Source organism: Streptomyces sp. NPDC096012, from assembly GCF_040426375.1.
GTDB lineage: Bacteria > Actinomycetota > Actinomycetes > Streptomycetales > Streptomycetaceae > Streptomyces.
This window is the reverse complement of the sequence record NZ_JBEOTD010000008.1, coordinates 32,152-53,764: the sequence shown is the minus strand read 5'-3', so window position 1 is coordinate 53,764 and position 21,613 is coordinate 32,152. Positions and strand designations below refer to the sequence as shown.

Below are 21,613 nucleotides of genomic sequence, written 5' to 3'. Positions count from 1 at the left end.
CACAGGCATTGACCATATTTTCTGCTGTGGTCCGACTTCTTGGCGACGTTACCCGAGCCTGGGGCGGACACCGAGTACCGAGGTGCCGACGCGCACATGTGTCGCCCCGGCGGCCACGGCCTGTTCGAGGTCCGCACTCATCCCTGCCGACACCATGGTTGCAGCCGGATGGGCTCGGCGCAGGTCAGTCGACAAATCCATGAGCCGCCCGAACGCCGCCTGTTCGCGCCCCGCGTACTCCCCGCTGAGCGGAGCGACGGTCATCAGGCCGTCGAGCCGCAGCCCGGGCGAGTCCGCGACCAGGGCGGCCAACTCTTCGATTCCGTCCGGCGCCACGCCGCCGCGCTCGCCCCTGCCGCTCGCGTCCGCGTCGAGCGCGACCTGGACGAGGCAGCCCACCTCGCGCCCGGTGCGCACGGCCTCCTTCGACAGCGCCGTGACGAGCCTGGCGCGGTCGACGGACTGCACGACATCGGCGTAACCGACCACGGAACGGACCTTGTTGGTCTGCAACTGGCCGACGAAGTGCCAGGTCAAGGGCAGATCCGCGCAGGCCGCGGCCTTCGGCGCGGCGTCCTGGTCGCGGTTCTCGGCGACATGGCGCACGCCGAGATCGGACAGGATCCGCACGTCGCTCGCCGGGTAGGTCTTGGTGACCACGATCAGGGTCACCTCCGCCCGTTCACGCCCGGCCGCCGCACACGCGGCGGTGATGCGCTCCTCCACTTTCGCCAGATTTGCGGCGAGTTCGGTTCTACGGTCCGTCATGTCCGATCAGTCCAGCCACACATAGCCGGCGAGCCGCCCGGTGGTGCGGTCGCGGCGGTACGAGAAGTGGTCCGCCGACTCCAGCGTGCACACCGGCGACTGCTCCCGGTCGCACACCCCGAGCCGGTCGAGCTGCGCGTGCACGCCGGCGCTCACGTCGACCGCCGGTGTGCCCCAGCTGGTTACAGCGTGCGCCGCCGGCTCGACGGCGGCCACCTCGGCGCGCATCCGCTCCGGGACCTCGTAGCACCGGCCGCACACGGCCGGTCCGGTGCGGGCGACGATCCGGTCCGGTTCGGCACCGAGCGCGATCATGGCCCGGACGGCGGCGGGCACGACGCCCGCGACCATGCCGGGCCGGCCCGCGTGGGCGGCGGCGGCGACCCCGGCGACGGGGTCGGCCAGCAGCACCGGCACACAGTCGGCGGTGAGGACGGCGAGGGCGAGTCCGCGCCGGGCGGTGACGATCGCGTCGACCTCCGGTACCGGGACCTCGCCCCACGGCGCGTCCACCACGGCCACGTCGGCGCCGTGCACCTGGTTCATCCACACGACCCGGCCGGGGTCCAGGCCCAGCGAGGCCGCCGCCAGCTCCCGGTTCTCCCGTACCGCCGCGGCGGCGTCGCCGACGGCTCCACCGAGGTTGAGCTCCTCATACGGAGCGGCGCTCACCCCGCCCCACCGGTCGGTGAAGGCGAAGTGGGCGCCGCCCACGCTCGCGCGCTCTCCTATCACTTCAGGAAGTCCGGGACGTCCAGTTCCTCGGCCGCGCTGTCCGCGTAGGTGCGCGGGGCGGGCGTGACCGGCGGGGCGACCGGGATCTCGGCCACCGGCTCGGACGCCGGCTCCGGCTCCTCCTTCGGCTTCACGCTGCCGAGCGAACCGAAGGACGGGCGGCTGGGCTCGGCCGGCCGGGCGGGGGCCGGCTCCTCGCGGCGGGGCGCGGAGGAGGTGGAGGCCGAGCCGAGGACGTTGTCCCGGCGGGCCGGCGGCTGGCCGCCGTCGAAGCCGGCCGCGATCACGGTGACGCGGACCTCGTCGCCGAGGGCGTCGTCGATGACCGCGCCGAAGATGATGTTGGCCTCGGGGTGGGCGGCCTCGCTGACCAGCTGGGCCGCCTCGTTGATCTCGAACAGACCGAGGTCGGAGCCGCCGGAGATGGAGAGCAGCACGCCCCGGGCGCCGTCGATGGACGCCTCCAGCAGCGGCGAGGAGATCGCCATCTCGGCGGCGGCCACCGCGCGGTCGTCGCCGCGGGCCGAGCCGATGCCCATGAGGGCCGAACCGGCCTCGGACATGACCGACTTGACGTCGGCGAAGTCGAGGTTGATCAGGCCGGGGGTGGTGATGAGGTCGGTGATGCCCTGGACACCGGAGAGCAGGACCTGGTCGGCGGACTTGAAGGCGTCCAGGACCGAGACCTGGCGGTCCGAGATGGACAGCAGCCGGTCGTTGGGGATGACGATGAGGGTGTCGACCTCTTCGCGGAGTTCGGCGATGCCGTCCTCGGCCTGGTTGGCGCGACGCCGGCCCTCGAAGGTGAACGGGCGCGTGACCACGCCGATGGTGAGGGCGCCGAGCGAGCGCGCGATGTTGGCCACGACGGGCGCGCCGCCGGTGCCGGTGCCGCCGCCTTCTCCGGCCGTCACGAAGACCATGTCGGCCCCCTTGAGGACCTCCTCGATCTCCTCGCGGTGGTCCTCGGCTGCCTTGCGGCCGACGGCCGGGTTGGCTCCGGCGCCGAGTCCGCGGGTGAGTTCACGGCCGACGTCGAGCTTGACGTCGGCGTCGCTCATCAACAGCGCTTGCGCGTCGGTGTTGATGGCGATGAACTCGACGCCCTTGAGACCGACCTCGATCATCCGGTTGATGGCATTGACACCACCGCCGCCGACACCGATGACCTTGATGACTGCGAGGTAGTTCTGCGGTGCTGCCACGTCGAAGGCCTCTCGCCTCGAATTACGTTGTCGCCGCCGTGCGGTGCCCCGCGCGTGGACGACAGATGCCGAATGGGACGGTCCGTAGCGCCGACCCGAACCCTAACCTTGAAGTTTAGGGTTACCAGTGTGTCTGTTCCCTGGAGTCTTCTGAACAGGACACTAAGTCGACAAGTGGCGCCCGTTCAACGAACACGCCGAACCTCCCGTTTTTCTTTTCACCCTATGTGATCAGCCGTAGCAGTGCCCAACCAGGGTGCTGGCCTGCGCTGATGTGCGTCAACTGCCCGCTGACGCAGGGGCGGTGGGGACGCTGACATCGAAGTACCGTGCCCCGGGAACTGCTTTCATGAGAGCTGTGAGGGTCCGTGCCTTGGCGCGGCCGTTCTCGCCGCTGCCCCACATGACCGTGCGGCCGCCCCTCAACTCCAGCGAGATGCCGTCGAAGGAGCGGATCCGGACGGTCCGGGTGTCCCGTGCCACGGCGGCGGGCAGGGCGCCGGCGACCCGGACCGCCTCGCGCACCAGGCGGTCCGTGCCGAAGCGCCGGAAGGCGGCCGCACCCGAACCGGAACGCACGACGGACAGTTCCAGCATCGGGACGCCGATCGGCGCTCGCGCGACCGTGGCGAACCGGACACCTTCGTCATCGACTTCGACGAAGTCCGCACCCTTCCGGACCAGCAGGAGCGGAGTGCGCTCGGTGACCTTCAGACCGATCCCGTGCGGCCAGGACCGGACCACGTCGACGGTGTGGATGCGCGGCAGCCTCCGGCGGAGCCGCGCCTCGATGGCGTCGGTGTCGACCGAGACCATCGGCCCCCCGACGGGTACGGCCGCCGCCTCGCGGACCTGCGCGGGGGTCAGCACGAGCGTGCCCGAGACCGAGACGCGCTCGACGCGCAGCCAGTGGGAGCCGTACAACGCCCAGACGCCACCGGCCCCGAGAAGCAGGACGGCCACGGCCAGGACGACGATCGTGAGGAGGCGCCGTCTCGCGCGCCTGCGGGCGGGCGGCGGGCCGGACGACTCCTGCTGGCGTTCACCGCGCTCGGCGGTCGTCGGTCCGGCCACGCTCACTGCCCTTTCGTCATACGGTCCTAACGGCGCGAGGCGATCGCCTCGTACACCATGCCGACGAGGAGCTCGTCGGCGTCCCGGCGGCCGAACTCGCTTGCCGAGCGGGACATCTCGTACAGCCGGTGCGGGTCGGCGAGCACGGGCAGCAGGTTCTGCTGCACCCACTCGGGCGTCAGTTCCGCGTCGTCGACGAGGAGTCCACCACCGGCCTTGACCACCGGCTGGGCGTTGAGCCGCTGCTCGCCGTTGCCGATGGGCAGCGGTACGTAGGCGGCCGGGAGCCCGACGGCGGAGAGTTCGGCGACGGTCATCGCGCCCGCGCGGCAGAGCATCATGTCGGCCGCGGCGTACGCGAGGTCCATCCGGTCCAGGTAACTTACCGGGATGTAGGGCGGCATTCCCGGCATCTGCTGCACATGCGGCAGTTCGTTCTTGGGTCCGACCGCGTGCAGGATCTGGATACCGGCCCGCTGCAGCCACGGAGCGACCTGCTGGACCACCTCGTTGAGGCGGCGGGCGCCCTGCGAACCGCCGGAGACCAGCAGCGTGGGCAGGTTGGGGTCGAGCCCGAAGCGGGCGCGGGCCTCCGGGCGGACGGCGGCCCGGTCCAGGGTGGCGATGGAGCGGCGCAGCGGGATGCCGATGTAGCGGGCGTCACGCAGCTTGCTGTCCGGGGTGGAGACGGCGACCCGGGCCGCGTACCGCGAGCCGATCTTGTTGGCCAGGCCCGGTCGGGCGTTGGCCTCGTGGATCACGATCGGCACCCCGAGGCGCTTGGCCGCGAGGTAGGCGGGCAGCGCGACGTAACCGCCGAAGCCGGCCACCGCGTCCGCCTTGGTGCGCTCCAGGATCTGCTCGGCGGCCTTGATGGTGCCGCGCAGCCGGCCCGGGACGGTGATCAGCTCGGGGGTGGGCTTGCGTGGCAGCGGCACCGCCGGAATCAGCGCCAGCTCGTAGCCGCGCTCGGGCACGAGCCGGGTCTCCAGACCGCGCTCCGTGCCCAGGGCCGTGATCCCCACGGTCGGGTCCTGCCTGCGCAGGGCGTCCGCGAGGGCGAGCGCGGGCTCGATGTGGCCGGCGGTCCCCCCACCGGCGAGTACGACATGCACCGAAATTCACCGCTCTCCGGACGAACGCGCCGCCGAGGCACGCCGTCTCATCGTGTTCCATCTCCGAGGCCCCCGCTCGGCACCGGGACCTCCCGCCCGCTTTCTACCAAAGCGAGGTTGCCGCACCGCAAGGGCCACCCGCACAGCGGGCTCGTCGCGCGCGAAGGCGATGAGCAGCCCGATGGCGAACATGGTCGGCAGCAGCGCGGACCCTCCGTAGGAGAACAGCGGGAGGGGGACGCCGGCGATCGGCAGCAGGCCGAGCACCGCACCGATGTTGATCACCGCCTGGGCGGTGATCCAGGTGGTCACGCCTCCCGCGGCATACCTGACGAAGGGGTCCTCCGTGCGTCCGGCCACGCGGATACCCGCATAGCCTAGAGCCGCGAACAGGGCGAGCACCGACAGCGTCCCCGCCAGACCCAGTTCCTCACCGGTGACGGCGAAGATGAAGTCCGTGTGCGCTTCCGGCAGTTGGCCCCATTTTTCCACACTCGCACCGAGGCCGGATCCGAAGAGTCCGCCGGAGGCGAGGGCGTAGATTCCGTGCACGGCCTGCCAGCAGTCGGCGACCCCGGACCTGGGCTCGGTGGCGCCGATGCAGGCGAGGCGGGCCATCCGGTTCGGGCTGGTCTTGATCAGGACCACACCGATCAGCGCGGCGACCGACAGCACCCCGGCGAACAGCCGGGTCGGCGCCCCCGCGAGCCACAGCAGGCCGAACAGGATCGCTGTGAGAATGATCGCGGTGCCCATGTCGCCGCCGAGCATGATCAGTCCGAGCAGCAGGAAGGCGACCGGCACCAGCGGCACCAGCATGTGCTTCCACTGGGCGAGCAGCTTCCTCTCCTGCTTGCGGGCGATCAGGTCCGCGCCCCACAGGACCAGGGCGAGCTTGCCGAACTCGCTGGGCTGGATCTGGAAGGAGCCGCCGAGGGAGATCCAGTTCTGGTTGCCGTTGACCGCCATCCCTATCCCGGGGACCTGCACCAGGACCATCAGGAAGACGGCGCCGGCGAGGATCGGGTAGGCCAGCGCCCGGTGCAGCTTCACCGGCATGCGGGAGGCGGCGAACAGCAGTGCGCCGCCGATGAACGCGGCGAGGGCCTGCTTGCGGAAGAAGTACGACCCGGGCAGCGAGAGCTGCAGCGCGGTGATCTGGGAGGCCGAGTAGACCATCACGAGGCCGAGCACGGTGATCAGCACGCTGCCGCCGACGATCAGGTAGTAGGCGGTCAGCGGCCGGTCCCAGGCCCGCCGTGCGCGCAGGTAGAGCCGCTGGAGGGGGTTCTCGCGCGGCAGGCGCGGGGTGGGGGGCCGTCCGGAGGCCCGCTGGACCGGAGGACGACCGGTACGGCTACCGGGCATGACCGGCTCCTCCCGACCTCAGCCACATTCGAGTCACCCGTTCCTCCAAGGGTCCCGAAGCACCCCAGGTGGCCGAGACCCGCCGTCAGGCGCCTGCTCCGAGTTCGCGGACCGCCGCCGCGAACGCGTCACCGCGCTGGTTGTAGTTGGTGAACATGTCCATGGAGGCGCAGGCCGGGGCCAGCAGCACCGTGTCGCCGGGCTGAGCGAGCCGCTTCGCCTCCGTCACCGCCTGGAGCATCGCCCCAGTGTCGGTCCGGTCGAGGTCGACCACGGGTACTTCCGGGGCGTGTCGCGTGAGGGCCTCGCGGATGAGCGCCCGGTCGGCACCGATCAGCACGGCGGCGCGGAGCCGCTCGGCCGACTTGGCGACCAGTTCGTCGAAGGTCGCGCCCTTCGCCAGGCCGCCCGCAATCCATACGATCGGTTCATATGACGCCAACGATGCTTCCGCGGCATGGGTGTTGGTCGCCTTGGAGTCGTCGACGTACGCGACCCCGTCGATGTCGGCGACGTGCGCGATGCGGTGCGCGTCGGGGCGGAAGGCCCTGAGGCCGTCGCGTACGGCCGTGGCGGGCACCCCGAAGGCGCGCGCGAGGGCCGCCGCGGCAAGGGCGTTGGCGACGTTGTGCGGGGCCGGCGGGTTCACGTCGGCGACCTCGGCCAGTTCCTGGGCGTTCTTGTGCCGGTCCGCGACGAAGGCGCGGTCGACCAGAATCCCCTCGACCACACCGAGTTGGGAGGGCGCGGGCGTACCGAGGGTGAATCCGACGGCCCGGCAGCCCTCTTCCACGTCGGCCTCGCGCACCAGGTCCTCGGTGCGCTTGTCGGCCACGTTGTAGACGCAGGCGACCTGGTTGCCCTCGTAGACACGGCCCTTGTCGGCGGCGTAGGCCTCCATGGAGCCGTGCCAGTCGAGGTGGTCCGGGGCGAGGTTGAGCACGACGGCCGAGTGGGCGCGCAGGGAGGGCGCCCAGTGGAGCTGGTAGCTGGACAGCTCCACGGCCAGCACGTCGTACTCCTGCTCGCCGAGGACCGCGTCCAGCACGGAGACGCCGATGTTGCCGACGGCGGCCGTGCGCAGGCCCGCCGCCGTCAGGATGGAGGCGAGCATCTGCACGGTCGTGGTCTTGCCGTTGGTGCCCGTCACGGCCAGCCAGGGGGCCGCGCCGGGCCCCCTGAGCCGCCAGGCCAGCTCGACATCGCCCCAGACGGGCACGCCCGCCTTCCCGGCCGCCACGAACAGCGGCTTGTCCGGCTGCCAGCCGGGCGCGGTGACGATCAGCTCGGTGCCCTCGGGCAGGGTGGCCCCGTCGCCGAGGCGCACGGTGACGCCGAGCGCCCTCAGCTCCTCGGCCTGCTCTCGCGCGCGTGCGTCGTCGCCGTCGTTGACGACCGTGACGATCGCCCCGCGCGCGTGCAGGGCCTTGGCCGCCGGCACGCCGGAGACGCCGAGCCCGGCGACGGTGACGTGCCGGCCCTGGAAGTCGAAGGGCTCCGAGCTGGAGGTCACTTGTCCGCTGCCCATCCCGCGTAGAAGAGGCCCAGTCCGACGATCACACAGATGCCCTGGATGATCCAGAAACGGACCACCACCAGGACCTCGGACCAGCCCTTGAGTTCGAAGTGGTGCTGGAGTGGCGCCATCCGGAAGACGCGCTTGCCGGTGAGCCGGAACGAGCCGACCTGGATGACGACCGACATGGTGATGAGGACGAACAGGCCGCCCATGATGGCCACCAGCAGCTCCGTGCGGGAGAGGATGGCCAGACCGGTGAGGACACCGCCGAGCGCGAGCGAACCGGTGTCGCCCATGAAGATCTTGGCGGGCGAGGTGTTCCACCACAGGAAGCCGAGGCAGGCACCCATCAGCGCGGAGGCGACCACCGCGAGGTCCAGCGGGTCGCGCACCTCGTAGCAGGCGCCCGGGTTGGTCAGGGTGCCCGCGTTGGCGCAGGACTCCTGGAACTGCCAGACGCCGATGAAGGTGTAGGCGCCGAAGACCAGGACGGAGGCGCCGGTGGCCAGGCCGTCCAGACCGTCGGTCAGGTTCACGCCGTTCGACATGGCGAGGATCATGAACAGCGCCCAGACGACGAACAGCACCGGGCCGATCGACCAGCCGAAGTCCGTGATGAACGACAGCTTCGTGGACGCGGGGGTGTTGCCGCGCGCGTCGGAGAACATCAGGGACAGCACCGCGAAGGCGATGCCGACGATCAGCTGGCCGGCCATCTTCGCCTTGGCCCGCAGGCCCAGCGAGCGCCGCTTGACGATCTTGATGTAGTCGTCGAGGAAGCCGACCAGGCCCATGCCGGCCATCAGGCCGAGGACCAGCAGTCCGGAGTAGGTCGGGGGGTAGCCGGTGATGAGCTTGCTCAGGAAGTACGCGGCGATCGTCGCCAGGATGAAGGCGATACCGCCCATGGTCGGCGTACCGCGCTTGCTGGCGTGCTCGCGCGGTCCGTCGTCACGGATGTACTGGCCGTAGCCCTTGCGGGCGAGAAGCTTGATCAGCAGCGGGGTGCCGACCAGCGTCAGGAAGAGGCCAATGACTCCTGAGAACAGGATCTGCTTCATCATCGGGCGGCAACCTCACCCTCGGCACCGGTCTCGAGGAGCGCCTGGGCAACGCTCTCGAGCCCCACCGAACGGGACGCCTTCACGAGCACGACGTCCCCCGGGCGCAACTCGCTGCGCAACAGGTCGATCGCCGCCTGTGCGTCGGACACGTGCACCGACTCCTCACCCCACGAACCCTCGTTATATGCGCCCAGTTGCAGCCAGGAGGCTTCGATCCCCCCGACCGCGACGAGCTTGCTGACGTTGAGCCGGACGGCGAGCCGTCCGACGGCGTCGTGCTCGGCGAGCGCCTCGTCCCCCAGCTCGGCCATCTTGCCGAGCACCGCCCACGTGCGGCGCCCCTTGCCCATGGCCGCGAGCGCCTTGAGGGCGGCCCGCACGGACTCGGGGTTGGCGTTGTAGGCGTCGTTGACGATGGTCACGCCGTCCGGGCGCTCGGTGACCTCCATGCGCCAGCGGGAGAGGGAGCCCGCCTCCGAGAGCGCGGTGGCGATCTCTTCCGCGGACATGCCCAGCTCATGGGCGACGGCGGCCGCGGCGAGCGCGTTCGACACGTGGTGCTCACCGTACAGGCGCATGGTCACATCGCTTGCACCGGAGGGTGTGTGAAGTCTGAAGGCGGGCTGTCCGGTGTCCGTGAGTCGCACGTTCTCGGCGCGTACGTCCGCTTCGGCCGACTCTCCGAAAAGGACCACCTTCGCCTTGGTACGGGAGGCCATGGCCCGCACCAGCGGGTCGTCGGCGTTGAGGATCGCCGCACCGCCGTCCGCCTCGGAGGGCAGCGACTCGACGAGTTCGCCCTTCGCCTGGGCGATCTGCTCGCGGCCGCCGAACTCTCCGATGTGGGCGGAGCCGACGTTGAGGACGAGGCCGATCCGCGGCGGGGTGAGGCCGGTGAGGTAGCGGATGTGGCCGATGCCGCGGGCGCCCATCTCCAGCACGAGGAACTTCGTCTCCTCGGTGGCGGTCAGGGCGGTCAGCGGCAGCCCGATCTCGTTGTTGAGCGAGCCGGGCGTGAACACCGTCGGCGCCTTGCGCCGCAGCACCTGTGCGATCAGGTCCTTGGTGCTGGTCTTGCCGGCCGAGCCGGTCAGGGCGACGAGGGCCGCGCCGAGCCGGCGTACGACGTGCCGGGCGAGGGCGCCGAGGGCGGTCTGCACGTCCTCGACCACGATCGCGGGCACGCCGACCGGCCGGGACGCCAGTACGGCCACCGCGCCGGCCTCGACGACCTGCGGTGCGAAGGCGTGGCCGTCCACGCGCTCGCCGACGAAGGCGACGAACAGGCTGCCGGGCACCACCTCGCGGGAGTCCCGGACGACCGGTCCCGTGACCTGGACGGAAGGATCCGGTATGTCGTGCGTCTGCCCGCCGACGACTGCTGCGATCTCGGCGAGGGAGAGGGCGATCACAAGTTCATCCCTGGGTCTTCTGGATAGCTTCGCGAAGCACCTGGCGGTCGTCGAAGGGACGGATCACGCCGGCGATGTCCTGGCCCTGCTCATGACCCTTGCCCGCGACCAGCACGGTGTCGCCGGCCTGGGCACGGCCCACGGCGGCGGCGATGGCGGCGGCCCGCTCCTCGAAGAGGAGCACCTCGCCGCGTTCGTGCGCGGGCACGGAGGCCGCGCCCTGGAGCATGGTCGCGAGGATCGCGAGCGGGTCCTCCGAGCGGGGGTTGTCGGAGGTCAGTACGGCCGTGTCCGAGAGCCGGGCCGCGGCGGCGCCCATCGGGGCACGCTTGGTCCGGTCGCGGTCGCCGCCGCAGCCGAGGACGATGTGCAGGCGGCCCTTGGTCACCTTGCGCAGCGCCTTGAGCACCGACTCGACCGCGTCGGTCTTGTGGGCGTAGTCGACGACCGCCAGGTAGGGCTGCCCGGCGTCGACGCGCTCCAGGCGTCCGGGCACGCCCGGTACGGCGGCGATGCCGTCGGCGGCGGTCTGCGCGTCGAGGCCGGCCGCGGCGAGGGCGACGACGGCGGCGAGGGTGTTCGCCACGTTGAAGGGGCCGGCCAGCGGCGACCTGGCGTGCACGCGCTCGCCGTTCGGGCCGAGGACGGTGAACGTCGAGTCCAGGGGACCGACCTGGACGTCCTCGGCGCGCCAGTCGGCGTCGGGGTGGCCCTCGGCGGAGAAGGTGACGACGGGTACGCTCGCCTCGGCGGCGAGCCGGCGGCCGTACTCGTCGTCGGCGTTGACCACGCCGAGCCTGCTGCGTTCCGGCGTGAACAACTGGGCCTTGGCCTGGAAGTAGTCCTCCATGTCGGAGTGGAACTCCATGTGCTCCGGGCTCAGGTTGGTGAAGACGGCGATGTCGAAGACGCAGCCGTCGACCCGGCCGAGGACCAGGGCGTGGCTGGAGACCTCCATGGCGACCGCCTCGACACCGCGTTCGCGCATGACGGCGAACAGGGCCTGCAGGTCGGTGGCCTCGGGGGTGGTGCGCTCGGACTTGATGCGCTCCTCGCCGATGCGCATCTCCACCGTGCCGACCAGGCCGGTGGAGCGTGCCGTCTTCAGGCCGCCCTCGACCAGGTAGGCGGTGGTGGTCTTGCCGGAGGTGCCGGTGATGCCGATCTGGAGCAGGTCGCGGCCGGGGCGGCCGTAGATGGTCGCCGCGAGTTCGCCCATCACCGCGCGCGGGTCGTCCACGACCAGGACGGGCAGGCCGGTCGCGGCGGCGCGCTCGGCGCCCGCCGGATCGGTGAGCACGGCGGCCGCGCCGAGGCTCGCGGCCTGGGTGACGAAGTCGGCGCCGTGCAGGCGGGCGCCCGGCAGGGCGGCGTACAGGTCACCGGGTCGGACGGCGCGCGAGTCGTGGGTGATCCCGGTGATCGCGGCGGAGCCGGCCGGAGCGGCGGCGCCCAGCTGATCGGCCAGTTCCACGAGGGGTGTGGCGGAGACCTGGACCGGTCGCGGCGGTCCCGGATATGTCACGGAAACGCCCTTCTGGGTGGTTTGGGACTGATCAGCGTGTGGCACGGCGGTGAGCGTACCGGGCCCACCCGCTCCGGGGCGAAGCGAGGGGCCGGTGGCGCCGTGGTTCCCGGGGTCCGGGGTGATCGTTGTCACGAGTTCGTCCTGGTGGTCTTGCCGCTGTGCTGAGCGGTGCTGATCAGGGCTTGTAGGTCACGGGCAGGTTGGCGGCCCTCGCCCCGGTCGGCGGGACCTGAAGGGTCTTCAGGGCGAACTCCATCACCTGCTTGTAGATCGGGCCGCAGATCTGACCGCCGAAGTAGCTGCCGGAGGTCGCGTTCTGGATGGCGCAGTAGACGGTGATGCGGGGGTTGTCCGCGGGGGCGAAACCGGCGAACGACGAGGTGTAGCCGCGGTACCTGCCGGTGGCCGGATCCACACGGTTGGCCGTGCCGGTCTTGCCCGCGACCCGGTACCCCGGGATCCGGGCCTTGATGCCGGTGCCCTGCTCGTCGTCGACGACCGACTCCAGCATCTGGGCCACGGCCTTGGCGGTCTTCGCGCTGACGACGCGCCTCTCCTCGGGCTTCGGGACCGGGGCGAAGCGTCCGTCGGCGCCCTTGGCGCCGCGCACCAGCGACGGCTCGACCCGGACCCCGCCGTTGGCGATGGTCGAGTACACGGAGGCGGCCTGCATGGCGTTGATGGAGAAGCCCTGGCCGAAAGGGATCGTGTACTGCTGCGAGGTGGACCACTTCTGCGGCGGCGCGAGGATGCCGCGGGTCTCGCCGGGGAAGCCGAGGCCGGTGTAGTCGCCGATGCCGAACTTGCGCAGGTACGAGTAGAGGATCTTGTTGGCCTGCTGCTGCGTCCTGCCGAGTTCGCCGGCGGCCAGGATGGTGCCGATGTTGCTGGACTTGGCGAGCACGCCGTTGAGCGTGAGGTACCAGGTGGCGTGGTCGACGTCGTCCTGGAACAGGCGGTCGCCGCGGTGCAGCCGGTTGGGTACGACGACGCGGGTGAGCGGGGTGGCCACCTTCTGCTCCAGGACGGCGGCCATGGACATCACCTTCGCCGTGGAGCCGGGCTCGTAGGCGTCCTGGAGGGCCGCGTTGCCCATGGCGTCGCCGTCGGCCTTCGACAGGTCGTTCGGGTCGAAGCCGGGCGAGTTGGCCATGGCCAGGATCTGACCGGTGCGGGTGTCCTGGACGACGACGTAACCGCGGTCCGCCCTGGACTTCCGCACCTGCTCGCTGATCGCGTTCTGCGCGGCCCACTGGATGTCGCGGTCGATGGTGAGTTCGACGTCCGAGCCGGGTACGGCTGGTGTCTCCGTGGAGCCCACCGTCGGCACCTGCCGGCCGCCGGACTGGGCGTAGCGGACCTTGCCGTCCTTGCCCGCGAGCTGCTTGTCCAGCGCCTGCTCGATCCCGCCGCCGCCCTTGCCGTCGGCGTTGACCCAGCCCAGTATCCCGGCGGCGAGGTCGCCGTTGGGGTACACGCGCTGGCTGCTGGGGTCGGCGAAGACGCCGGAGAGGACGTTGACGGTGGTGTGGTCCGTCTCGGACTTCTTGGCGAGCGCGCTCTTGAGGTCCCTGATCTGTTTCCAGACCTGCGGGGTCTGCCGGTTGGCGAGCCGCGCGTAGCGGGAGTTCCTGTTCTCCGGCCGGAGCTTCTTGACCAGTGCGGCCTGGTCCTGGCCGAGGATCGGGGCGAGCAGCGCGGCGGCCTGCTCGGGGCCGTTCGCGATCTTCAGCTGCTTGGGGCTGAACATCGTCGGGTCGGCCGTGATGTCGTACGCGTCCTCGCTGATCGCGAGGGCCACGCCGTTGCGGTCGGTGATCCCGCCGCGCTCGGCGGCCAGGGTGTGCACCACGTAGCGGTTCTGTTCCGCCCGTGCCGCGTAGGCGCTCGCGTCGACGGCCTGGACCTGGAGCAGCCGTACGACGAAGGCGAGGAGCACCAGGGTCAGGGCGAGGCTGACCAGGCGCAGCCGGGGCCGGGGGCTGCCGAGCCGGAGCGGGCGCGGGGGCATGGGCCGGGCGCCGCCCGGGCGGCGGGCGGGCCGGGCGGCGGGCCCGGGCTGCCGCCTGGCGGCGCCGCGCGGCCGGGGAGGCTTGGCAGGGCCTGGCACACGGCGTCGCGGCGGTTCCCTGTCGGACACTTCCGTCACCTGCCGGGGGTCGGGGTGGAGGCGGGCTGGGGGGTGGTGAGGGGCGAGGCGGGCGCCGGCGCCGGGGCGGCCGCGGGGTCGCCCGGGGGCGGGGCCTGCGCCGCGCCGGGGCCCGGGACCGCTGCCGGGCCCGGGACTCCCGCGGGGCCGGGGACCCCTGCGGGCTCGGCGGCCGGCGGCGGGGTCTCGGGGACGACCGGAGCGGTCAGGGCGGCCGGCTCCGCGGGAGCGGCGGCGCTGGGAACCCCCATGATCCTGCCGTCGGGGCCGAGGAAGGCCGGGTCGCCGCCGGGGACCATGCCGAGGGCGCGGGCGCGGCGCTGCAGGGCGTCGGGGGCCGAGTAGGCGTCGATGTCCCGCTGGAGGGCCTGTTCCTGGTCGGTGAGGTTCTTCGTCCGCCTCTGCAGGTCGGCGAGTTTGAACGAACCCTCGCTGAGCGCGGAGTTCAGCACCAGCAGCCCGATGAGACCGCCGCCCAGGAGGAGGACGACGAGCAGGACGAACGGAGTGCGGGCCGCTCTGGCGCGGCCGGCCGGGAGGAGCCGGGCGAGCCGGGCCGCCCTCCCCCTCAGCGCCGGTTTCGCGGTCGGCTTCGGCTCGGGTTTCGGGTGCGCCTTCGGCTCGCCCTTCGTCCCACCCTTCGACTCGCCCTTCCTGCTCAGTTCGGGATTCCTACTCACCACTCCCCCAGTGAGTTGGGGAAACCAACCGACCCGTCTCACTCACTCGGCGTCCTCCCTGATGCGTTCGGCACCCCGCAACCGGGCCGGTGCGGCCCGGCGGTTCTCGGCGACCTCTTCCTCGGTGGGAAGTTCGGCACCACGGGTGAGCAGCTTGAGTCTCGGCTGGTAGCGCTCGGGCACGACCGGCAGTCCGGGCGGCGCCGTGTTCGCGGCTCCGGCGGCGAAGACCTGCTTGACCAGGCGGTCCTCGAGCGAGTGGTACGACAGCACGGCGACGCGTCCGCCGACGGCGAGTGCCTTGACCGCGGCCGGGATCGCTCGCTCCAGGACGGACAACTCGCCGTTGACCTCGATGCGCAGCGCCTGGAAGGTGCGCTTGGCCGGGTTGCCGCCGGTGCGCTTGGCGGCCTGCGGCAGCGCGTCCCGGATCAGCTCCACGAGCCGGGCGCTGTTGTCGAACGGCTCCTTGTCCCGCTCGCGGACGATCGCGGAGACGATCCGCTTGGCCTGCTTCTCCTCGCCGTACGCGCGCAGGATGCGCACGAGTTCGCCCGCGGGATAGGTGTTGAGGACCTCGGCGGCGCTGATGCCGGTCGTCTGGTCCATGCGCATGTCCAGCGGCGCGTCCTGGGCGTAGGCGAAGCCGCGTCCGGCCTCGTCGAGCTGCATGGAGGAGACGCCGAGGTCGAACAGCACGCCCTGCACGCGCGGGATGCCGAGCCGGCCGAGGACGTCGGGCAGCTCGTCGTAGACGGCGTGCACCAGCGTGGCGCGGTCCTGGTACGCCGCCAGCCGCTCACCGGACAGGCGCAGCGCCTCCTTGTCCCGGTCGAGGCCGATCAGCCGCGCCTCGGGGAACCGGCTCAGCAGCGCCTCGCTGTGGCCGCCGAGGCCGAGGGTGCAGTCGACGACCACCGCTCCCGGCCGCTCCAGGGCGGGTGCCAGCAGGTCCAGGCACCGCTGGAGCATCACCGGGACGTGTCGACTCTGGCTCAAGGGGGCCTCTCAGTTCCGGCGGGCCGTACGCACCGCCGGGCCCCCGCCCGCTCGCGGACGAAAGGCCTGCCGGCGCCGGAAGCGTCAGCCGACCGGGAGCGGGAGAAGGCCGAGTCGTGCGTACGCGCCGCGCACGCGGGGAGACGGCCCGGACGGGTGCCGGGGCCTCCAGGGGTTTCACCAGCAGGGAGAGCCGCGCCTCCCGCTTCGCGTCACTTTAGTCCACCCTGTCTCGCGGTCAATCAACCGGCCTGCGCGTCGCGGACCCCCGCGCGGCCGGAGCCGTGATTCGGCCCGATTCACCCGTCCGGCCCCCGTTCACCCACCGTGTGGGGTACCTCACAACAAGCCGCGATGGCGTTCTTTGTCCGCTCTCACGGCAGGCCGGGGCGGGAGGTGACCAGTAACGTCGTCGGCATGACGACTTCTGCAGCAGCATCCACTGGACCCGAGGGAGCCATAGCGGCCGGCGGCACTGTGACGGACCGTCTCGTGGACGCGAACCGGCACTACGCCGAGGCCTTCACCGATCCCGGCATGGACGCCCGTCCGGTCCTCCATGTCGCCGTCGTCGCCTGCATGGACGCCCGGCTCGACCTGCACAAGGCGCTCGGTCTCCAGCTCGGCGACTGCCACACGATCCGCAACGCCGGCGGTGTGGTCACGGACGACGTCATCCGCTCACTGACCATCAGCCAGCGCAAGCTCGGCACCCGCAGCGTCGTGCTGATCCACCACACCGGCTGCGGCCTGGAGGCCCTCACCGAGGACTTCCGCAACGAGCTGGAGATGGAGGTCGGCCAGCGTCCGGCGTGGGCGGTGGAGTCCTTCCGGGACGTCGACCAGGACGTGCGGCAGTCCATGCAGCGCGTGCGCACCTCGCCGTTCCTGCTGCACACCGAGGACGTGCGCGGCTTCGTCTTCGACGTGCGCACCGGTCTGCTGCGCGAGGTCGACCCGGCCTGACCCGGCGCACCGGTCGGCCGTCCCGGGGCGGAACCGCCCTCGCCGTATCGAAAGCCAGGTCGATAAAGACGCAAGACCGACATCTTGTGGGCAGTTGTCCACAGGCGAGTGACACGAATCGGTAACGGCAGGAAGAATGCGGGGAGTGGCATCACACGGAACTGCTTCCGTGTGATGCCCGTGTTTCGGGGTGGGCCGGTTTGCATCGCAGAGCGTCGGCCCGGAAAGAACGGGCCGAGGAGGGCCGGGTGACGACCTATGACGATCGAGCGAGCCTCACTGAACTGACCGCCACGGTGGAACGGGTGCGCGGTTCGGTGGAGGGCGTGATCGAGGGGAAGCCCGAGGTCGTCCGACTCGCGCTGACCGTGCTGCTCGCCGAGGGCCATCTGCTGATCGAGGACGTCCCCGGGGTGGGCAAGACGATGCTCGCCAAGGCGCTGGCACGGTCCATCGACTGCTCGGTGCGGCGCATCCAGTTCACGCCCGACCTGCTGCCCTCGGACATCACGGGTGTGTCCATCTGGGACCAGCAGCGCAGGGACTTCGAGTTCAAACCGGGCGCGATCTTCGCGCAGATCGTGATCGGCGACGAGATCAACCGCGCCTCCCCCAAGACCCAGTCCGCGCTGCTGGAGTCCATGGAGGAGCGGCAGGTCACCATCGACGGGCAGACCTACGAACTGCCCAGCCCCTTCATGGTGGTGGCCACGCAGAACCCGGTCGAGATGGAGGGCACCTACCCGCTGCCGGAGGCCCAGCGCGACCGCTTCATGGCCCGCGTCTCCGTGGGCTACCCGAGCGTCGAGGCCGAACTGCAGATGCTCGACGTGCACGGCGGGGCCAGCCCCCTGGAGGACCTGCAGCCGGTGGCCCACGCGCACGAGATCGTGAAGCTCGTCGAGGCGGTGCGCGGCGTCCACGTCTCCGAGGCGGTCCGGAGGTACGCGGTCGAGCTGGTCGCGGCCACCCGCAGCCACCACGACCTCAGACTCGGCGCCTCCCCGCGCGCGACGCTGCATCTGCTGCGCGCGGCGAAGGCGTCCGCGGCCCTCGCCGGCCGGGAGTACGCGCTGCCGGACGACGTCCAGGCGCTGGCCGTCGCCGTCCTCGCGCACCGCCTGCTGCCCACCGCCCAGGCCCAGCTGAACCGCCGCACCGCCGAGCAGGTGGTGCTCGAGATCCTGCAGCACACCGCGGTGCCCGCGGCCCCCGGGCCGCAGAGCGGCTTCGGCGGACTCGGCCGGAGCGTGCCGGCCTATCCCCAGCAGCCTCCGCGGAGTCTGTGATGAGCGCCGGGGGGACGGGGCAGCCGGAGGCCGACCGCGGGGAGGCGGGCGGCGTCCGTACCGCCCTGGCGGGGCTCACCACCCGCGGCCGTTCCTTCCTGGCGGCCGGGATCGCCGCCGCGATCTGCGCGTACGTGCTCGGCCAGAGCGACCTGCTGCGGGTCGGACTGCTGCTGGCCGCCCTGCCGCTGATCTGCGCGACCGTGCTGTACCGCACGCGCTACCGGGTGGCCGCCGGCCGCCGGCTCGCCCCCGGGCGGGTGCCGGCCGGCAGCGAGGCCCGGGTACACCTGCGCGTCGACAACGTCTCCCGGATGCCCACCGGTCTGCTGATGCTGCAGGACCGGGTGCCGTACGTCCTCGGGCCGCGGCCCCGGTTCGTGCTGGACCGGGTGGAGCCGGGCGGCCGCCGCGAGGTGTCCTACCGGGTCCGCTCCGACCTGCGCGGCCGCTATCCGCTGGGCCCGCTGCAGCTGCGGCTGGCCGACCCGTTCGGAATGTGCGAACTGACCCGGTCCTTCTCGACGCATGACACGCTGACCGTCGTCCCGCGCGTGGACCCGCTGACGCCGGTCCGGTTCAGCGGCGAGGCCAAGGGCTACGGCGACGGGCGGCAGCGCTCGCTGGCCCTCGCCGGCGAGGACGACGTGATCCCGCGCGGCTACCGCTACGGCGACGACCTGCGCCGGGTGCACTGGCGCTCCACCGCGCGCTACGGCGAGCTGATGGTGCGCCGCGAGGAGCAGCCGAGACGCTCCCGGTGCACCGTGCTGCTGGACACCCGGGGCGGCGCCTTCGAGGGCGCCGGTCCCGACTCGGCCTTCGAGTGGGCCGTCTCGGGCACCGCGTCGGTCCTGGTGCACATGCTCGAACGCGGCTTCGCCGTCCGCCTGCTGACGGACGTCGGCAGCTCGGTGCCCGGTGAGGGCGCCGACGGGTTCGCGGGCGCCGGTCAGGAGACCGCGGACGCGGCCGGGCTGATGATGGACACCCTCGCGGTGATCGACCACTCCGACGGCACGGGGCTTTCCCGGGCGTACGACGTGCTGCGCGGCGGCAACGAGGGGCTGCTGGTCGCCTTCCTCGGCGACCTGGACGAGGAGCAGGCGGCGACGGTCGCCCGGATGAGCCGGCGCAGCGGGGGCGCCGTCGCCTTCGTGCTCGACCCCGGAACCTGGGTGCGGGAGCCGACCGACGTGCCGCCGCCGGGCGACCGGCACGGCGAGCGGCTGCGCCTGCTGCGCGAGGCGGGCTGGACGGCGCTGAGCGTGCCGCGGGGCGCCCCGCTCGACGGACTGTGGCGGCAGGCGGACCGGGAGCGGTCGGGCCTGGCCGCCGTGAGCGAGGAGGCACTGGGATGAGCGGGCGGGCGCGACTTGCCCTGTGTGCCGCCGCGGCCACGCTGATGGCCTCGTGCGCGCTGCTGCCCCTGGTGGCCGAGCCGACCTGGCTGCTGCAGCTGGTTCCGCTGGTGGCGGTGCAGACCGGGGTGGGTGCGGCGGCCCGGCGGGTGCCGGTGGGCCGGCCGCTGACGGTGGCGGTGCAGGCGCTGGTCACCCTGATGCTGCTGACCCTGGTCTTCGCCCGGGAGCACGCGATCGTCGGGCTGATTCCCGGCCCGGACACCTTCCGGTTCCTCGCCGACCTGCTTCGGCAGGGCTCGCAGGACGTCAGCCGGTACGCGATACCGGCGCCGCTCACCGACGGCATCAAGCTGATGCTGATCGGCGGCGTGCTGCTGATCGGCCTGCTGGTGGACACGCTCGCGGTGACCTTCCGCAGCGCGGCCCCGGCCGGCCTGCCGCTGCTCGCGCTGTACTCGGTGGCCGCGGGGCTGTCCGACGGCGCGGCCGACTGGCTGTGGTTCCTGGTGGCGGCGGCCGGCTATCTGATGCTGCTGCTCGCGGAGGGCCGGGACCGGACCGCCCAGTGGGGCCGGGTCTTCGGCGGCGCGCCCCGTTCCCCGGGCTCCCCGGAGCCCGGCGCCGCCGCCCCGGTGCGCACCGGACGCCGGATCGGCGCGGTCGCGCTCGGTGTGGCCCTGGTGGTGCCGCTGGCCCTGCCCACGATGCAGGGCGGGCTGCTGAGCCCTTCCGGCCCGGGCATGGGCGCGGGCGACGGCCAGGGCGGCGGCGGCTCCGCGGTCAATCTGCTGGTGTCGCTGCGCGACAACCTGAACACCGACGACGACCGCCAGCTGCTGTCCCTGCGGACCAGCACGGACGACGTCTCCGACCTGTACCTGCGGATCATCTCCCTGGACGACTTCGACGGCACGACCTGGAAGCCCGCCCAGCGGCACATCGTCGGGGTGCCGGACGAGTTCCCCACGCCCACCGGCCTGGGCGAGGCCGTCAAGCGCGACAGGATCAGCACGACGGTCAGGGCGGCGGACTGGTACGCCCAGGAGTGGCTGCCGATGCCCTATCCGCCGAGCGGCGTGAAGATCAGCGGCCGGTGGCGCTACGAACCCGTCGGGATGGCCCTCGTCGGTGACCACGGCCAGGACACGCGTGGCAAGTCGTACCAGGTGACCAGCCTGGACGTGCGGCCGACCGCGGCGCAGCTGGCCTCCGCGCCGGAGCCGCCGGCGAGCCTGAAGCGCGAGTACACGCAGGTGCCGTCCTCGCTGCCGAAGGTGGTGGCCCGCACCGCGCGGGAGATCACCTCGGGCGCGACGAGCCACTACGACCAGGCCGTCAAGCTCCAGGACTACTTCACCGTCACCGGCGGTTTCCGGTACGACACCCAGGTGCGGGTCGGCCGCGGCCCGAACGCGATCGCCAACTTCCTGAAGGAGAAGGAGGGTTTCTGTATCCACTTCTCCTTCGCCATGGCGGCGATGGCGCGCACCCTCGGCATCCCGGCCCGGGTGGCGGTGGGTTTCGCTCCCGGCACCCCGCAGAGTGACGGCACGGTCGCGGTGAACCAGAAGGACGCGCACGCCTGGCCGGAGCTGTACTTCGAGGGCGTGGGCTGGACCCGCTTCGAGCCGACCCCCACCCGGGGCACCACGCCGTCGTACACCCAGCCCGACACGCCCGGCACCTCGCTCCCGGACCAGACGCTGCCGTCCAAGAACGCGTCCTCGGCGCCCTCGGCGGCGGCCTCCCCGAGCCGGAGCTGCGCGGGCCGGCTGCGTGAACTCCAGGCCTGCGACAGCGCGTCGGCGGTGGGGGTCCCGTACGGCGGGGACGACCGGCCGTTCCCGTGGTGGGGGCTGCTGACCGGGCTGGCCGTCCTGACCCTGGCGGCCGTCGCCCTGTCACCGCTGCTGTGGCGGCGGCGGGCGCGCTCGCTGCGGCTGGGCGCGCACCCGCGGACCCCTGAGGGCGCGGCGGCGCACACCCTGGCCGTCTGGCAGGAGCTGACGGACAGCGCCTGGGACTACGGCATCGCACCGGAGGAGTCGCTGACCCCTCGGAAGGCGGCCGACCGGATCGTGCGGCTCGGGCAGCTGGATCCGTCGTCCGGTGCCGCGGTGCACCGGGTGGCGGACGCGGTCGAGCAGGTGCTGTACGCGCCGGTGCCGCGCCCGTCGGCGGGGGCGGCACAGGATGTCCGCCGGGTGGTCGAGGCGCTGCGCGGCACGGCCGGCACCAGGGCTCGTCTGCGGGCGCGGTTCCTGCCCCGCTCGGCAGCGCGGGTGCTGTGGGCGGCGGCCGCCCGCTGGGCGGCCCTCACGGCCCGCGCCGCGGCGGTCAGGCCGGCACTGCGCCGGCCGTCGGACCAGCGGGGCTGA

17 protein-coding genes are annotated in these 21,613 nt (G+C 72.2%); 4 read left to right on the top strand and 13 right to left on the bottom strand.

Going from position 1 to position 21,613, the window contains the following annotated elements; genetic code table 11:
• Nucleotides 1-48 precede the first annotated feature (48 nt).
• From ABVB68_RS10990 to rsmH, 13 genes are all read right to left on the bottom strand, one after another.
• Entirely contained in the window at nucleotides 49-768 is a 720-nt protein-coding gene (locus ABVB68_RS10990) for a YggS family pyridoxal phosphate-dependent enzyme (RefSeq protein ID WP_353600729.1), read from the bottom strand.
• A gap of 6 nt (nucleotides 769-774) precedes the next feature.
• Nucleotides 775-1,503, bottom strand: coding sequence for a peptidoglycan editing factor PgeF (pgeF, locus tag ABVB68_RS10985; protein ID WP_353600728.1), 729 nt, complete (start codon nucleotides 1,501-1,503; stop codon nucleotides 775-777).
• On the bottom strand, nucleotides 1,500-2,708 hold the full coding sequence (gene ftsZ / locus ABVB68_RS10980) for a cell division protein FtsZ (protein WP_353600727.1): 1,209 nt from the start codon (nucleotides 2,706-2,708) through the stop codon (nucleotides 1,500-1,502). Before ftsZ ends, pgeF begins: the two co-directional genes overlap by 4 nt.
• A gap of 279 nt (nucleotides 2,709-2,987) precedes the next feature.
• Nucleotides 2,988-3,782: a cell division protein FtsQ/DivIB gene (locus tag ABVB68_RS10975; protein WP_353600726.1), complete on the bottom strand. Its 795-nt coding sequence runs from the start codon at nucleotides 3,780-3,782 to the stop codon at nucleotides 2,988-2,990.
• 26 nt (nucleotides 3,783-3,808) lie between these two features.
• A complete protein-coding gene (gene murG / locus ABVB68_RS10970) occupies nucleotides 3,809-4,897 on the bottom strand; it encodes an undecaprenyldiphospho-muramoylpentapeptide beta-N-acetylglucosaminyltransferase (protein WP_353600725.1) in 1,089 nt (362 codons plus the stop codon).
• A 6-nt stretch (nucleotides 4,898-4,903) separates the two neighbouring features.
• Entirely contained in the window at nucleotides 4,904-6,265 is a 1,362-nt protein-coding gene (ftsW, locus tag ABVB68_RS10965; RefSeq protein ID WP_353600724.1) for a putative lipid II flippase FtsW, read from the bottom strand.
• Nucleotides 6,266-6,350: 85 nt separating this feature from the next.
• On the bottom strand, nucleotides 6,351-7,793 hold the full coding sequence (gene murD, locus ABVB68_RS10960) for a UDP-N-acetylmuramoyl-L-alanine--D-glutamate ligase (protein WP_353600723.1): 1,443 nt from the start codon (nucleotides 7,791-7,793) through the stop codon (nucleotides 6,351-6,353).
• The gene (mraY, locus tag ABVB68_RS10955; protein WP_353600870.1) at nucleotides 7,775-8,845 is read right to left on the bottom strand and encodes a phospho-N-acetylmuramoyl-pentapeptide-transferase; all 1,071 of its coding nucleotides are present in this window, start codon (nucleotides 8,843-8,845) and stop codon (nucleotides 7,775-7,777) included. The genes murD and mraY overlap by 19 nt, the downstream gene beginning before the upstream one ends.
• Complete coding sequence (locus tag ABVB68_RS10950; RefSeq protein WP_353600722.1) at nucleotides 8,845-10,260, bottom strand: UDP-N-acetylmuramoyl-tripeptide--D-alanyl-D-alanine ligase; 1,416 nt, start codon at nucleotides 10,258-10,260, stop codon at nucleotides 8,845-8,847. The genes mraY and ABVB68_RS10950 overlap by 1 nt, the downstream gene beginning before the upstream one ends.
• A 4-nt stretch (nucleotides 10,261-10,264) precedes the next feature.
• Nucleotides 10,265-11,920 carry a UDP-N-acetylmuramoyl-L-alanyl-D-glutamate--2,6-diaminopimelate ligase gene (locus ABVB68_RS10945; RefSeq protein WP_353600721.1) on the bottom strand — a complete coding sequence of 552 codons (1,656 nt, stop codon included), beginning with the start codon at nucleotides 11,918-11,920 and terminating at the stop codon, nucleotides 10,265-10,267.
• Between the two features lie 43 nt (nucleotides 11,921-11,963).
• Nucleotides 11,964-13,928 (bottom strand): penicillin-binding transpeptidase domain-containing protein, encoded by a 1,965-nt coding sequence (locus tag ABVB68_RS10940; RefSeq protein WP_353600720.1) that lies wholly within the window; start codon nucleotides 13,926-13,928, stop codon nucleotides 11,964-11,966.
• 5 nt (nucleotides 13,929-13,933) lie between these two features.
• Nucleotides 13,934-14,509: a cell division protein FtsL gene (gene ftsL, locus ABVB68_RS10935; RefSeq protein ID WP_353600868.1), complete on the bottom strand. Its 576-nt coding sequence runs from the start codon at nucleotides 14,507-14,509 to the stop codon at nucleotides 13,934-13,936.
• A gap of 150 nt (nucleotides 14,510-14,659) precedes the next feature.
• Nucleotides 14,660-15,616, bottom strand: coding sequence for a 16S rRNA (cytosine(1402)-N(4))-methyltransferase RsmH (gene rsmH, locus ABVB68_RS10930; RefSeq protein ID WP_353600719.1), 957 nt, complete (start codon nucleotides 15,614-15,616; stop codon nucleotides 14,660-14,662).
• A 417-nt stretch (nucleotides 15,617-16,033) separates the two neighbouring features.
• Between rsmH and ABVB68_RS10925 the strand changes: the two genes are divergently transcribed.
• The 4 genes from ABVB68_RS10925 (at nucleotide 16,034) to ABVB68_RS10910 (ending at nucleotide 21,613) form a co-directional block, all read left to right on the top strand.
• Nucleotides 16,034-16,582 carry a beta-class carbonic anhydrase gene (locus ABVB68_RS10925; RefSeq protein WP_353600718.1) on the top strand — a complete coding sequence of 183 codons (549 nt, stop codon included), beginning with the start codon at nucleotides 16,034-16,036 and terminating at the stop codon, nucleotides 16,580-16,582.
• 248 nt (nucleotides 16,583-16,830) lie between these two features.
• Nucleotides 16,831-17,871 (top strand): AAA family ATPase, encoded by a 1,041-nt coding sequence (locus tag ABVB68_RS10920; RefSeq protein ID WP_353600717.1) that lies wholly within the window; start codon nucleotides 16,831-16,833, stop codon nucleotides 17,869-17,871.
• Nucleotides 17,871-19,232: a DUF58 domain-containing protein gene (locus ABVB68_RS10915; protein WP_353600716.1), complete on the top strand. Its 1,362-nt coding sequence runs from the start codon at nucleotides 17,871-17,873 to the stop codon at nucleotides 19,230-19,232. Before ABVB68_RS10920 ends, ABVB68_RS10915 begins: the two co-directional genes overlap by 1 nt.
• A complete protein-coding gene (locus ABVB68_RS10910; RefSeq protein WP_353600715.1) occupies nucleotides 19,229-21,613 on the top strand; it encodes a transglutaminase TgpA family protein in 2,385 nt (794 codons plus the stop codon). The genes ABVB68_RS10915 and ABVB68_RS10910 overlap by 4 nt, the downstream gene beginning before the upstream one ends.